Below are 13,509 nucleotides of genomic sequence, written 5' to 3'. Positions count from 1 at the left end.
ATGCAATTCGACAGGCGCGAGCTGCTGGACCGCGCCAAGCGCATGTTCGCGGGCTTCGACAAGCCGCTTGCGCTCATCGTGTTCCTGCTGCTCGGTGTCGGGATCGTGACGCTGTACAGCGCCAGTCTCGACATGCCGGGACGCGTCGAGGACCAGCTACGCAACATCATGTTGACCTTCGGCCTGATGTGGGTGCTCGCCAACATCCCGCCGCAGATGCTGATGCGCTTCGCCGTGCCGCTCTATACGGTCGGTGTTGCATTGCTGATCGCGGTCGCCGCGTTCGGGCTGACGCGCAAGGGCGCGAAACGCTGGCTCAATGTCGGCGTGGTGATCCAGCCGTCCGAAATCATGAAGATCGCGATGCCGCTGATGCTCGCCTGGTACTACCAGAAGCGCGAAAGCAATATCCGCTGGTGGGATTACATCGTCGGCTTCGTGATTCTGTTGCTGCCGGTCGGTCTGATCGCGAAGCAGCCGGATCTGGGCACCGCGGTGCTCGTGTTCGCGGCGGNCATGTTCGTCATCTACTTCGCCGGGCTGAGTTTCAAGCTGATCCTGCCGGTGCTGATCGCGGCGGTCATCGCGGTGGCGAGCATCGCCATCTTTCAGGACAAGATCTGTCAGCCGGATGTCGTCTGGCCGATGATGCACGACTATCAAAAGCACCGCATCTGCACGCTGCTCGATCCGACTTCCGATCCGCTCGGCAAAGGCTTCCACACGATCCAGGCGGTGATCGCGATCGGATCGGGCGGCACGCTCGGCAAGGGCTGGTTACAGGGCACGCAGGCGCACCTCGAATTCATCCCCGAAAAACACACGGACTTCATCTTCGCCGTGTTCGCCGAGGAGTTCGGGCTCGCGGGCGGGCTGGTGCTGCTCTTCCTCTATATGGCGCTCATCGCGCGCGGGCTGTTCATCGCGGCGAACGGCGCGACCTTCTTCGGGCGATTACTGGCCGGATCGCTCACGCTCGCGTTCTTCACCTACGCGTTCGTCAATATCGGCATGGTGAGCGGCATTCTGCCCGTGGTCGGCGTGCCGCTTCCGTTCATGAGTTACGGCGGCACCGCGCTGACGACGCTCGGCGTCGCGGTCGGGCTGATCATGAGCGTCGCGCGTCAAAAGCGCTTGATGCAGAGTTAGCGTTTCGCCGTCCCCCGTTCAAACGCAAAAGCCGCGGCTCGCCCGCGGCTTTGTGCTTTTTCGAGCCTGCTTTCACTGCGGCTTCTGCTGTTCCAGTTCCGCGCTCAACTGCAGATATTTCAGCTTGGCGGCCGGATCGCCTTGCGCCGCCGCAGCAGCGTAATAGGCACGCGCGACATTCAGATTGCGCTCGACGCCATCGCCGCCGCGCTCATAGAACGAACCCGCGACATATTGCGCCGTCATGTCGCCGCCTTGCGCCGCTTTCTTGTACCAGGTGAACGCCTGCGTGTTGTCGCGCATGGTGCCGCGTCCGTCCAGAAACTGATTGGCGAGCGCGAGTTCGGCCTGCACGTGACCCTGATTCGCCGCGCGCAGGAACCAGCGATGCGCCTCCGCCGGATCTTTCTCGACGAACTGTCCATCGTCGTACATCTTGCCGTACACGTATTGCGCGTGGGTCATGTTGGCGTCGGCGGCGCGGCGCAACCATTTCTTGCCTTCCGGCACGTCCGCCGCGCCGCCTTCGCCGTTGAGCAGCATCATCGCGTAATTGAATTGCGCGAGGCGGCTGCCCTTCTGCGCCGCGCGCCGGAACTCCGAGCGCGCCGCGACCAGATTGCCGGCGTTGTAATCGGCGACGGCGTTTTGAGTGGCGATATCGCTCGTCTTGGGCGCGTTGTCGGCGTGCGCCGCGCCGATAGATATCGACAGGCTCACCGCGGCGACCACCGACGCCAAAGCGGTTTTCATGATCTCGCCTCCTGCAACGCCTGACGCGTCGCCTTCAACAGCCACATCACATCCGCGCCGATCGCGACGAGCTTGATGCCCGCCTGCGCGTATTGCTTGGCACTCGCCGCATCAAGCGCGAAGACGCCGCTCGCGATGCCCGCGCGATTCGCCGCATCGACGATTTTCGCGATCGCCGCCTGCACGTCCGGATGCTTGCCGTCGCCGAGATGACCCAGACTCGCCGCAAGATCTGCGGGCCCGATGAACAGGCAATCGACGCCCGGCGTCGCGGCGATTTCGTCGACGGCTTCGAGCGCCGCGACCGATTCGATCTGCACGATCGTCGCGATCTGCGCATTCGCGCTCGCCATGTAATCGCGCCGCATGCCGTATGCCGCCGCGCGCACCGCGCCCGCGACGCCGCGCAAGCCCTGCAGCGCCGCCCCGGTCGGATACTGCGTGAGCCGCACGATGCGCGCCGCCTCTTCCGCCGATTGCACGTTCGGGAACATCAGCGTGCGCGCGCCCGCGTCGAGCGCGCGTTTGACGAGCCAGGCTTCGTTGGCCGGCACGCGCACGATCGGCTCGCTCGGCAGATGCGCGGCGGCGATCGCGCGCAATTGAGCGACGACGTCGGCGCTATCGTTCGGCGAGTGCTCCATGTCGATGCACAGCCAGTCGAAGCCCGCGTGCGCGAGCGCTTCGGCGGCATCGGCGCTGCCGAGCGAGAGCCACAGTCCGAACAATGTGCCCGGTTCGGAGAAACGCTGCTTGAGGGGATTGGTGAACGTGCTCATCGCGCTGCTCCTTCGGCGGATCGAAGGACGGCCGTGCGCGGCCTCAGCGATGAAAACGACGGAAGAAGTGACGGCATGCGTGCGCTCCGTGTCTCGTCGCCTCGGGTGGCGGGCGACTCATCGGACGATCATACCGTGACGAACGCGCGCGCGCCGGACGTGCTCCGGGCGGCGCGCGCGCGGAAAATCAGCCGCGTTCGACGTCAGCCCAGCAGTTCGGCGTTTCGAAGAGACGCACGCGCTTGAGCTTGAGATTAACGCCGTAATGGGCGTCGTAAACGTCGGCGAGAATGTTGAAGGCGACGGCCGCCAAATTCTCGACGGTCGGAATGCGGTCCAGCACGACGGTCTTGTGATCCGGCAGCGTCTGCAGGAATTCGCGCACTTTGGCATCGCCTTCATACACGATGAACGCGTGATCCCACTTGTTCACGAGATGTTCCATCGCGAGCGCTTTCACGTCGGCGAAGTCCATCACCATGCCGCGGTCGGGCGCGCCTTCCACGTCGACGAGATCGCCTTGCAGCGTGATTTCGAGCACGTAGCGATGCCCGTGCAAATTGCGGCACTGGCTGCGGTGATCGGGGATGCGGTGGCCCGCATCGAATTCGAGTTTTCGGGTAATCGTCTGCACGTCGGCTGACCGTCTTATCAGGGGATGTTCAAATATTTGTGCGTCTGCATCGACAGGCGCCACTTCGGATGGCGCTTGCACCAGTCGATCGCCAGCTTCGTGTTGATGTCGCGCGAGGGGCCGTCCATCGGTTGCACGAGAAAGTACTCGAAGTCGAGCCTCTCGTAATCCGCGAGACGCTGGTTGTCCTGCGGCACGACGACTTTCAGTTCGTTGCCCTTCATGACGACGAGCGGCGCATCGGCTTTCGGGCTCACGCAAATCCAGTCGATGCTCTCGAGCACGGGCAACGAACCGTTCGTTTCGATCGCCATTTCGAAGCCGGCTTCATGGAGCGCGTCGACGAAAGGCTGGTCGATCTGCAACATCGGCTCGCCGCCCGTGCACACGACGAACCGGTGCGCCGCGCCTTCCGGCCACAGCGATGCGATCTTCGCGACGAGTTCCGCCGGCGTCTTGTACTTTCCGCCGTTCTCGCCATCCGTGCCGACGAAATCGGTATCGCAAAACCGGCAGACGGCGTCCGCGCGATCTTCCTCGCGCCCCGACCACAGATTGCAGCCCGCGAAACGGCAGAACACGGCCGGACGCCCGGCATTGGCGCCCTCGCCCTGCAACGTGTAGAAGATTTCCTTTACCGCGTACGTCATGACTGCTCTGTCCGCCTTCTAAAACCCATCGTAAAAATCAAACCGGCGCGGTGGTGACTTGCTCGCCCGCGCGATACGCCTCGTAACCGCGCTTGCGCAGCTTGCAAGCCGGGCACTGACCGCAGCCGAAGCCCCAGTCGTGCAGTTCGGCGCGCTCGCCGACATAACACGTATGCGTTTCGACGCGAATCAACTCGACGAGCGATTCGCCGCCGAGCGTTTCAGCGAGACGCCAGGTGTCGGCCTTGTCGAGCCACATCAGCGGCGTTTCCAGCGCGTAGCGCGTTTCCATGCCGAGATTGAGCGCGACTTGCAGCGCCTTCATCGTGTCGTCGCGGCAATCCGGATAGCCGGAAAAGTCCGTCTCGCACATGCCGCCGACTAGCACCTTCAATCCGCGCCGATACGCCACCGCCGCGGCAATCGTCATGAACAGCAGATTGCGGCCCGGCACGAACGTGTTGGGCAGGCCGCTCGCGTTCGCCTGAATTTCGATCTCGCGCGTCATCGCGGTGTCGCTGATCGCGCCGAGCACGGACAGATCGATCATGTGATCTTCGCCGAGGCGCTCGGTCCATTGCGGGAACTCGCGCACGATCGCGGCACGGAAGCCGTCGCGGCATTCGAGTTCCACGCGATGGCGTTGTCCATAGTCGAAGCCGAGCGTCTCTACCGTCTCGTAGCGTTCGAGCGCCCAGGCGAGGCACGTGGCCGAGTCCTGGCCGCCGGAGAACAGCACGAGCGCGCTGTCTTTAGCGTCTATCCGAGTCACCGTGAAAACTCCGTACTCCGTGAGTGAGATTGGCGTCGCACGCCGCACAGGCAGTCGGAATCACCGGACTTCGCCACGAGCGCGCGAGCGCGACGCCCGCGAGTCCAGTATAGGCCGGCGGCCTTCGCCCGGACGCGCACGTCTTTTATGCCGCCGATAGCGGGATGCAAGACGGATGATCGAGCGCCGGCTTAAGGTTCCGGCGCGTCGCACGAGCGATTCGGAGCGTCGAAAAGAAAAGGACTTGCGGGGTCCGAGGACGAGGCAAGTCCTTAATTCGGCGGGAATTTTAGCACGGAGCACGGTTGTTCGCCGAGCTCGGTGTGGGTTGCGGTGGCACCCGCCTTTTATTCTGGGCGGAAAACAGCGACCAAGGCGGCCTTTCTCTCGCCGCGCTGCAGAATCGCGCCGAAACGCAGACGCACGGCTTTCCTGTTAGCACTACAAATAATCATCGAAACCGACGACACTATCGACGCCCGTAGCGACGATCAACCCGCGCACTCCGCTCAAACGAACGCGCCCGTTTTTTGACCGCAGAAAATGAAAAAGCCCGAGAGCTTTGACACTCTCGGGCTTCTTGCATTCTGGTGGCCTGGGGCGGAATCGAACCACCGACACGCGGATTTTCAATCCGCTGCTCTACCAACTGAGCTACCGGGCCAACGAAGAGGTGAAACTATAGCAGACTCATTTTCGCCCCTCAAGCCCCTCCGCGCATTTTTTCTGAAAATGTTCAGGAGAATCGCTCAGACCTCGTTCTTGTTCTTCCCAAGATCGACGCCCAGTTGCTTCAGCTTGCGATAAAGATGCGTGCGCTCCAGTCCTGTCTTCTCGGCGACGCGTGTCATGCTGCCGTTCTCGCGGGCGAGGTGATACTCGAAGTACGCGCGTTCGAACGCATCGCGCGCATCGCGCAACGGGATATCGAACGAGATGGATGCCGTCTGCCCCGCCTGACTCTGCGTCGCGCCGCCGGCCGCCGCTTCGCTCGATGCGTTCAACGCCGACGCCGTCGGCAGCGCGGCCGCCACCGGCACGCCCGTTGCCATCGCGCTTGCCGGAGGCTTTGCCGCCGTCGTCACGGGCGCCGCCGCGGTGCCGTGGGCGAGCCCCTGCTCGACGGCCTTCAGGAGCTTCTGTAGCGCGATCGGCTTTTCGAGGAAGTTGAGCGCGCCGATCTTCGTCGCCTCGACGGCCGTGTCGATGGTCGCGTGACCCGACATCATGATCACCGGCATCGTGAGCTTGCCCTGCGCGGCCCACTCCTTGAGCAGGGTGACGCCGTCGGTATCGGGCATCCAGATGTCGAGCAAAACGAGATCCGGCGTTTGCTGAAGCCGATAGTCGCGCGCGTGCTGCGCGTTTTCCGCTACATCAACAACGTGGCCTTCGTCGCTCAGGATCTCGGAGAGCAGTTCCCGGATCCCCATTTCATCGTCTACCACCAGGATGGTTGCCATTTACGCTGCCCTTGTCTGCACTGTTGCTTTTGTCGTTCCGTGATTCGGTGCCGCACCGGCACCCGAAGGCGTTGCACCGCCGGGCGCCGCGGTATCGTCCGCGAGTTGTAGAAACAGAATCGATATCTGCGCGCCTTCGATGACATCCGCGGTCTTCGAGCGGTTGCGTATGTCGATGCGCGCGCCGTGCTCGTCGACGATCTTCTTCACCGTTGCAAGTCCCAGGCCCGTGCCCTTCGCTTTGGTCGTCACGTAAGGCTCGAAAGCACGCGAAAGGATACGCGCCGGAAAGCCCGAGCCGTTATCCGAGACCGTGAGACGAACCGCGACACGCGCATGACCCGATGCATCGGGCTCGCCATATTCTACTGTCCTCGTTTCGAGCAGCACGCGCGGTTCCGCGACATCCGCCACGGCGTCCTGCGCGTTCTGCAACAGGTTGTGGATTACCTGGCGAATCTGCGTCGCATCGCCGCGGATCACGGGCAGCTTCGCGAGATCCACCTTGATTGGCGTCTTACCGTCCTCGATACCGTACAGCGTCAACACTTCCGCGACGAGATCATTCAATTGCAGATTGCCGAGCACCGCGGGCGGCGTGCGCGCGTATTCGCGGAAGTCGTCGACCATCTGCTTCATTGCCTGCACCTGATTGACGATGGTCGTCGACGCGCGCTTCAGCACGTCCGCGTCGGGCGGCGCCAGTTTGTCCGCGAGCTTCATCTGCAAGCGTTCGGCGGAAAGCTGAATCGGCGTGAGCGGATTCTTGATCTCGTGCGCGAGACGCCGCGCGACTTCGCCCCACGCGACCGAACGCTGCGCCGAGATCACGTCGGAGATATCGTCGAACACGACGACGTAGCCGGTGGTTTCGGCGTCGTCGGTATCGCTTTCGGTCACGCTCAACAACTGCGTGCCGCGTACGAGAAGCGTAAGCGGATCGTTCTCGCCGGGCACCGTCACCGCGACCTGCTGCTGCCAGTGGCCGCGATCGCCGATCGGATGTCCGCTGCCGACCTCGGCCGCATCGCGTTCCGCGAACGCTTTCTTCACCATCGTGCCGAGTTCGGCGAGCACGCCGATCTGATCGAGCGGCTGATTGAGCAACGCGCCGAACGGCTGGCGGAAGATGCGCTCCGCGCCCCGATTCGCGGTGGTCAGACGGAACTGCCGGTCGAACACGAACACGCCCGCCGTCAGATTCGCGAGGATACTTTCCAGATACGCCTTCGAGTGCTCCAGCGCGACGCGGTTGTTTTCGACCGCCGCGCGCGCCTCGGAAAGCTGGCGCGTCATCGCGTTGAAGGACTGCGTGAGGAAGCCCAGTTCGTCGCGCGAATTGATCTCTCGTTTGGGTGTGTAATCGCCTTCGGCCACTTCCTTCGTCCCTTGCGCGAGCAGGAACAGCGGCCGCGCAAGCTGATTGCCGAGCGCGAGCGCGAGCATCATCGCGATGAAGGTCGCGAGAAAAAGCGCGAGCGTCAGCGTGCCGATATACATCTTCCGCAAGCCCGTGCGCCCCAGCCGCTTCTCCTGATATTCGCGATACGCGCGCTGCACGGCGTCGGCGTTGCGCGCGAGCTCCTGACTCACGGGCTGCTCGATCTGCAGATAGCGGTCGACATGCTGGAATTCGGTCGTCGTGGTCGGATCCGGAATCTTCGTGACCACGCGCAGACGCAGCGCGCCCTTCGGTCCATTCGATTTCGGATCGCCGTCTATCTCGCCTTCGATCGCGCCATACGGATGATCCTGCGCCTCCCTCAGCATCGCGCCGGTCGGCTCGCTGGTCGGCAGCAGCGCGTAGTAATTGCCCGACGCCTGCGCGACCGTGCGCAGCCCCGGCACGCGCAGCGAGCTGTTGTTCGATGCGAGATCCTCGCGGTTGTACTGATCGCGCGGCCGCTCGAACACGACCGCGTCCTGCACGCCGTATTGATCGCGCAGGCGCAAGAGCGAGAGGGTAAGACTCGATGGATCCGCGCTCGCGAGTTGATCGCTCATCTGCCGGCCGCGATTCTTGAAATCGGCAAGCGAGGATTCGAGCATGCCGCGGCCGAGCGTCAGGCCCGACGAAAGCGCAGTCTCGACGTTCACGTCGAACCACGATTCGATACTGCGCGACACGAACTGATAGGACACGACGTAGATGATCGCGCCCGGCACCACACCGACGAGCGCGAAAATGAAGGCGAGCTTCGCGAGTAATCGCGTGCCGAAACGCCCCTGCCTCACCCGCGACACGATGATGATGAACAGGCTGACGACGATCAGCATGAAGACGATCGCCACCGCGACGTTCGCGGAATAGAGCCAGCCGTAGTATCGGTCGAAGAATTCGGTGTTCGCACTCGCGAGCGCGAGCATCACGAGCAGCAGAACCGCCGTGAGCGCCACCGTGGAGACCAGCAAGCGGACGACGAAACTCTTCATGTCCGTGCGGCCGCGTCGAAATCTATTTCGCACGTTCTGCCGCCGTAAAAGTAAAACGCTTCCAGTCCGAGGAAAGGTTCCAGTCGCGGTTATTCACCGCGTCGATCTGGAACGGCTTGGGCATGAGCGCGATATCGAGCTGCATGCGCACCGATGCGGTATAGGTTTCGCCCCCATGCACCTGATTCCGGTCGATCACGTGCCACGAGGTCACATGCTTGATGACCGCGAGTGCCTCATTGAGCGACGCGAAACGCAACTGCAAGCCGCCCGTCGATACGCGATATTCGTTCGTGAGCGGCTGAAAGGAAAGGCGGATGCTTTGCGACACATTGACCGGCTCTTCGTCGAACCAGTACCAGCGCGGCCTCGACAGATTGAAATCGATCGTGAAATAAAGCGGCACGCTGCGGTTCACGGCATCTTCGAGGCTGTTGTTCAGGTCGAAGTCGAAGTGCGCGTCGAGACTCCAACCGGCGTTGTCCGCTTGCAGCGACGCGCGTTGCACGGCGATCGTCTCGGCAAACGCGGGATCGGCTGCGGCGAAAGTCAGCCATAGCGTCAGCGCAGTCCAGATGACGGCCGCGAGCCGAAGCGGAAAAAAGCGTTTGATCGTCACCGTTTCTGAAAGCGCGCGTAGAAGAATCCGTCGTGGTCCGCGAGGGTCTCCGCGTCCCCATGCGGATCCGCGAGATTTGTACCGTCCGGTGAGCCTTGCACCGCGTCCGCGCTCGCGCGCGCCGCTGTCGGTAACATTTGCCCCGGCGCGTCCAATCGTACCGCATCTTCATGCGCGCTTCCAAACCAGCGTGCCTGTTCTTCGCCTTCCTCGGGAAAGATGGAGCATGTCACGTAAAGCAGCTCGCCGCCCTTCGCGACGAGCGGCCACAGCGCGCTCACGATGCGCCGCTGCTCGGCGACAAGCGCATCGATGTCCGATGGCCGCCGCAACCACCGGATGTCTGGATGACGGCGCACGATGCCCGACGCCGAGCACGGCACATCGGCGAGAATGCGATCGAACGGCGCGCCGTCGAACCATTGCGCGGGATCGCCTGCATCGCCCACTTCGATTTGCGCCTCGAGTTTCAGCCGCTTCAGATTCTGCCCGATGCGGCCCGAGCGCTCGGCATCGCTTTCGAGCGCGATCAGATCGACGGTCGCGAGTTCGAGGATATGCCCCGTCTTGCCGCCCGGCGCGGCGCACGCGTCGAGCACGCGCATGCCGTCTTTCACGTCGAGCAGTTGCGCCGCGCGTTGCGCGCCCGCGTCCTGCACCGACACGACGCCTTCGTCGAAGCCCGGAATGCGATCGACGGACATCGGCGTTTTCAGGCGCACCGCGTGCAGGCCCGCGGCTTCGGCTTCGATATGCGCGTCTTTCAGGCGCGCGAGGTATTGATCGACGGTGGCGTGACGCGCATTCACGCGCAACGTGAGCGGCCCTTGCGCGTTGCCCGCTTCGAGAATGCGCTCCCAGGCGTCGGGTTGTCCGCGCTTCACGGCGTCGATCCACCATTGCGGATAATTCCAGCGCGCGACGGGATCTTTACGCGCTTCATCGATGAGCGCATCGCGCTCGCGCAGAAAGTTGCGTAGCACGGCGTTGACGAGACCTTTCGCGAACGCGAATTCGCGCCGCGCCGCGATCGCGCTCACCGCCTGATCGACGACGGTGAACGGCGCATAGGCGGCGTGCGTTTCGTCGTCGGTCAAGAGCGTGAACGCGCAGACGAGCACGTTCGCCACGTGCGGCGGCGGCGCTTTCTTGACGAGCTTGTGCAGGAGCGCATCGGCGAGGGCGAGACGGCGCATCGCGCGATACGCTATGTCCTGCACCGCCCCGCGCGCCTCCGCGTGCTTCGACGACGCGATGACCGTCTGCAACGCAGCCGGCAGCGCCGAGCCCGCGCGCACCGCGCCCACGGCCTGCGCCGCGCAGTCGAGCGCGAACGCGAGCGAATCGGGCGCGAGATGAAGGGCGCTCAGGCGGGAGTGCGCGGCGGCGGGCCGCCGGGAAGGCTTGTCGGTCATGGCGAAACGGGGATGGTCGGACGGCAAGCGGAAGGCTTGCATGAACGAGGATTGTAACGTGCGGGGCTTGCACGCCCGGATGGGCGGCCGAGGAACAGCAAGAAGGCCGTTCCGGCGCAAACCGGAACGGCCTTCGTTACGACATCGATTGCCTCGAATGTGTCAGATGCGGCCCGTGCGCGCCATTTCCATCAGACGCGCGACGCGCTCTTCCGTCGCCGGGTGCGTCGAGAACAGATTCGCGATGCCGCCGCCCGAGAGCGGATTCATGATCATCATCTGCGCGGTCGCGGGGTTCGCTTCCGCCGTCGGGAACGGCACGCCGGTGGCGTAGGCGTGAATCTTCTCCAGCGCGCTCGCGAGCGCTTGCGGATCGCCTGATATCTCCGCGCCGCCGCGATCGGCTTCGAACTCGCGCGCACGGGAAATCGCCATCTGGATCAGCGCGCCCGCGATCGGCGCGAGAATCGCCACCAGAATGCTCGCGATCGGATTCGACGGACGCCCTTCGTCGTCGCGCCCGCCGAAGAACATCGCAAAGTTGGCGAGCGCGGAGATCGCGCCTGCCATCGTGGCGGAGATCGTCGAGATCAGGATGTCGCGGTGCTTCACGTGCGCCAGTTCGTGCGCCATCACGCCGCGCATTTCTCGCTCGGACAGCACGCGCAGGATGCCCGTGGTCGCCGCGACCGCCGCGTGCTCGGGGTTGCGGCCCGTGGCGAACGCGTTCGGCGCGTCTTCGTTGATCAGATAGACGCGCGGCATCGGCAATTGAGCGCGCGTGGCGAGCTCGCGCACCATGCGATAGAACTGCGGCGCGGTCGTCTCGTCGACTTCCTGCGCGTTGTACATGCGCAGAACCATCTTGTCGGAGAACCAGTACGAAAAGAAATTCATGCCGAGCGCGATGACGAGCGCGAGCATCATGCCCTTCGATCCGCCGATCACGCCGCCGATCACGATAAAGAGGGCCGTGATCGCAGCCATCAGCATCGCGGTTTTGACCCAATTGAACATTTCCGGAGCTCCTCTCCCTTGAAAACGCCGCGCGAAGTGCGCGCTTGCCCCGGCCACATGGCCGAAGCGACGATTGTAAGCAAAACGTTAGATAGAGACGTCCATCAATAATTCAATCCGCAGTTGCGCGATTTATCGATGCGAAGTGGCGAGCTTAATGCCCAGTCCGACGAATGCACTGCCGACGCCGCGATCCAGCCACTTCTTCACGCCGGACTTGCCCGCGAAGCGCGCGGTGACGCTGCCCGCGATCCATGCGACGAAGCTGTTCCAGACGGTGCTCATCGCGATGAAAACGATACCGAGCGTGAGGAACGCGAGCGTCTTGTGCTGGCTGTCCGCGGCGACGAATTGCGGAAAGAACGACACGAAGAACAAGACGACTTTCGGGTTCAGCACGTTCGTGACGAAGCCCTGCGCGAAAAGCTGAAGCAGCGATTTCGGCGCGGCCTTTTCGCTGGACTGCGCCTGGCGGGCAGCGTCCGCATTGTCATGCTTCGCGAAAATCAGGCGCACGCCGAGATAAATCAGATAGATCGCGCCGACGATTTTGATGACGGTGAACGCCGTCGCCGATGCGGCGAGAATCGCCGTCAAACCGAATGCGCACGCGAGCGTATGGATGATGCAGCCGGCCGAAATGCCCAGCGCCGACACGATGCCCGCGCCACGCCCTTGCGCGACACTGCGCCCGACGATGTACGCGGTGTCGGGACCAGGCGTGACGTTGAGAAGAAATACGGCGATGAGGAAGAACGTAAAACCGGTGATGCCGAGCATCGAGAACTCCAGACGGGCGAGTGCGTGTTGACGACGATTTATTTTAGCGCCGCGCCCGTTTCGCCGCCCTTACTGAAGCGCGAAACGCTGGCCTTTCGCGAGCGGCGCGCCCGCGAGGAATTCGCGCACCGGCAGGCGTTTGCCGCCGGGCTTCTGCAATTGAGTGAGTTTCAGCGCGCCGCCGCCGCAAATCACGACGATGCCGTCCGATGAGACCTCGACGATGGTCCCGGGCTCCGCGTTCGACGAGCCATCGACGGGCTGCGCGGCCCAAATCTTGATCGCGGCGTTGTCGAGCGCGCCGAACGCGCCGGGAAACGGATCGAACGCGCGAATCTGGCGCGCGAGTTCTTCCGCCGGCCGCCGCCAGTCGAGCGCGGCTTCGTGCTTGGCGATCTTTTCGGCGTAAGTCGTGCCGTATTCGGGCTGCGGCGTGGACGGCAGGAAACCATCGCGTTCCAGATCACGCAGTCCCGCGACGATCAGTTCCGCGCCCATTTGCGCGAGGCGGTCGTGCAACGTGGCGGTCGTGTCGTCGGGGAGGATTGGCGTGCGGGCTTCGCGGATCATCGCGCCGGTGTCGAGGCCGGCGTCCATCTGCATCAGCGTGATGCCGGTTTCGGCGTCGCCCGCTTCGATCGCGCGATGGATCGGCGCGGCGCCACGCCAGCGCGGCAACAGCGACGCGTGAATGTTGATGGCACCGCGCGGCGGAATGTCGAGCACTTCTTGCGGCAGGATCAGCCCGTAAGCGGCGACGACCATGACATCGTGCGGCGTGGCGCGCAACAGTTCGATGGCCTCCGCCGCCTCTTGCGGATATTTGCCCGCGCGCCGCAGCGAAGCCGGCTGCGCAACCTTCAGTCCATGCTCGACCGCGAAGCGCTTGACCGGACTCGCGGTCAGCTTCATGCCCCGTCCGGCGGGCCGGTCGGGCTGTGTGAGCACGAGCGGCACGGAAAATCCTGCCGCGTGAATGGCCGCGAGCGCGGCGGCGGCGAATTCCGGCGTTCCGGCGAAAACCACGCGTAACGATTGAGCCATC

General features: G+C 63.6%; 13 protein-coding genes and 1 tRNA gene. 1 reads left to right on the top strand and 13 read right to left on the bottom strand.

Going from position 1 to position 13,509, the window contains the following annotated elements; genetic code table 11:
- Entirely contained in the window at window positions 1-1,149 is a 1,149-nt protein-coding gene (gene rodA / locus NCS28_RS00155; RefSeq protein WP_250512134.1) for a rod shape-determining protein RodA, read from the top strand.
- Window positions 1,150-1,221: 72 nt separating this feature from the next.
- Here the strand turns inward: rodA and NCS28_RS00150 are convergent, their stop codons facing one another.
- The 13 genes from NCS28_RS00150 to fmt all read right to left on the bottom strand — a co-directional run bounded on the left by NCS28_RS00150 (window position 1,222) and on the right by fmt (window position 13,508).
- On the bottom strand, window positions 1,222-1,902 hold the full coding sequence (locus NCS28_RS00150) for a tetratricopeptide repeat protein (RefSeq protein ID WP_250511878.1): 681 nt from the start codon (window positions 1,900-1,902) through the stop codon (window positions 1,222-1,224).
- On the bottom strand, window positions 1,899-2,681 hold the full coding sequence (locus tag NCS28_RS00145; RefSeq protein WP_250511877.1) for an HpcH/HpaI aldolase family protein: 783 nt from the start codon (window positions 2,679-2,681) through the stop codon (window positions 1,899-1,901). Before NCS28_RS00145 ends, NCS28_RS00150 begins: the two co-directional genes overlap by 4 nt.
- Window positions 2,682-2,868: 187 nt before the next feature.
- Entirely contained in the window at window positions 2,869-3,315 is a 447-nt protein-coding gene (gene queD, locus NCS28_RS00140; RefSeq protein ID WP_250511876.1) for a 6-carboxytetrahydropterin synthase QueD, read from the bottom strand.
- A gap of 17 nt (window positions 3,316-3,332) precedes the next feature.
- Window positions 3,333-3,965 carry a 7-carboxy-7-deazaguanine synthase gene (gene queE / locus NCS28_RS00135; RefSeq protein WP_250511875.1) on the bottom strand — a complete coding sequence of 211 codons (633 nt, stop codon included), beginning with the start codon at window positions 3,963-3,965 and terminating at the stop codon, window positions 3,333-3,335.
- A 37-nt stretch (window positions 3,966-4,002) separates the two neighbouring features.
- Entirely contained in the window at window positions 4,003-4,737 is a 735-nt protein-coding gene (gene queC / locus NCS28_RS00130) for a 7-cyano-7-deazaguanine synthase QueC (RefSeq protein ID WP_250511874.1), read from the bottom strand.
- A gap of 588 nt (window positions 4,738-5,325) precedes the next feature.
- Window positions 5,326-5,401, bottom strand: a tRNA-Phe gene (locus NCS28_RS00125).
- 85 nt (window positions 5,402-5,486) lie between these two features.
- The gene (gene esaR, locus NCS28_RS00120; protein WP_250511873.1) at window positions 5,487-6,200 is read right to left on the bottom strand and encodes a response regulator transcription factor EsaR; all 714 of its coding nucleotides are present in this window, start codon (window positions 6,198-6,200) and stop codon (window positions 5,487-5,489) included.
- On the bottom strand, window positions 6,201-8,633 hold the full coding sequence (locus NCS28_RS00115; RefSeq protein WP_284504711.1) for a sensor histidine kinase: 2,433 nt from the start codon (window positions 8,631-8,633) through the stop codon (window positions 6,201-6,203).
- Between the two features lie 22 nt (window positions 8,634-8,655).
- Window positions 8,656-9,252 (bottom strand): DUF4390 domain-containing protein, encoded by a 597-nt coding sequence (locus tag NCS28_RS00110; protein WP_250511871.1) that lies wholly within the window; start codon window positions 9,250-9,252, stop codon window positions 8,656-8,658.
- Window positions 9,249-10,667, bottom strand: a complete 1,419-nt coding sequence (rsmB, locus tag NCS28_RS00105; protein WP_250512133.1) for a 16S rRNA (cytosine(967)-C(5))-methyltransferase RsmB — start codon at window positions 10,665-10,667, stop codon at window positions 9,249-9,251. Before rsmB ends, NCS28_RS00110 begins: the two co-directional genes overlap by 4 nt.
- A 162-nt stretch (window positions 10,668-10,829) precedes the next feature.
- Window positions 10,830-11,684 (bottom strand): zinc metalloprotease HtpX, encoded by an 855-nt coding sequence (gene htpX / locus NCS28_RS00100; RefSeq protein WP_250511870.1) that lies wholly within the window; start codon window positions 11,682-11,684, stop codon window positions 10,830-10,832.
- A gap of 132 nt (window positions 11,685-11,816) precedes the next feature.
- Window positions 11,817-12,464: a LysE family translocator gene (locus NCS28_RS00095; RefSeq protein ID WP_250511869.1), complete on the bottom strand. Its 648-nt coding sequence runs from the start codon at window positions 12,462-12,464 to the stop codon at window positions 11,817-11,819.
- Window positions 12,465-12,533: 69 nt separating this feature from the next.
- A complete protein-coding gene (fmt, locus tag NCS28_RS00090; RefSeq protein WP_250511868.1) occupies window positions 12,534-13,508 on the bottom strand; it encodes a methionyl-tRNA formyltransferase in 975 nt (324 codons plus the stop codon).
- Between the last annotated feature and the right edge of the window lies 1 nt (window position 13,509).

The sequence above is a fragment of the Caballeronia sp. INDeC2 genome (assembly GCF_023631325.1).
Taxonomy (GTDB): domain Bacteria; phylum Pseudomonadota; class Gammaproteobacteria; order Burkholderiales; family Burkholderiaceae; genus Caballeronia.
Note: the sequence above shows the minus strand (reverse complement) of the source record. Positions and strands in the feature narration are given on the sequence as shown.

Excerpts from the sequence above, each read along its gene's own strand:
- NCS28_RS00150 (WP_250511878.1), bottom strand. The coding sequence starts at position 1,902 with ATGAAAACCGCTTTGGCGTCGGTGGTCGCCGCGGTGAGCCTGTCGATA.
- NCS28_RS00145 (WP_250511877.1), bottom strand. The coding sequence starts at position 2,681 with ATGAGCACGTTCACCAATCCCCTCAAGCAGCGTTTCTCCGAACCGGGC.
- queE (WP_250511875.1), bottom strand. The coding sequence starts at position 3,965 with ATGACGTACGCGGTAAAGGAAATCTTCTACACGTTGCAGGGCGAGGGC.
- esaR (WP_250511873.1), bottom strand. The coding sequence starts at position 6,200 with ATGGCAACCATCCTGGTGGTAGACGATGAAATGGGGATCCGGGAACTG.
- NCS28_RS00115 (WP_284504711.1), bottom strand. The coding sequence starts at position 8,633 with ATGAAGAGTTTCGTCGTCCGCTTGCTGGTCTCCACGGTGGCGCTCACG.
- rsmB (WP_250512133.1), bottom strand. The coding sequence starts at position 10,667 with ATGACCGACAAGCCTTCCCGGCGGCCCGCCGCCGCGCACTCCCGCCTG.
- htpX (WP_250511870.1), bottom strand. The coding sequence starts at position 11,684 with ATGTTCAATTGGGTCAAAACCGCGATGCTGATGGCTGCGATCACGGCC.
- NCS28_RS00095 (WP_250511869.1), bottom strand. The coding sequence starts at position 12,464 with ATGCTCGGCATCACCGGTTTTACGTTCTTCCTCATCGCCGTATTTCTT.
- fmt (WP_250511868.1), bottom strand. The coding sequence starts at position 13,508 with ATGGCTCAATCGTTACGCGTGGTTTTCGCCGGAACGCCGGAATTCGCC.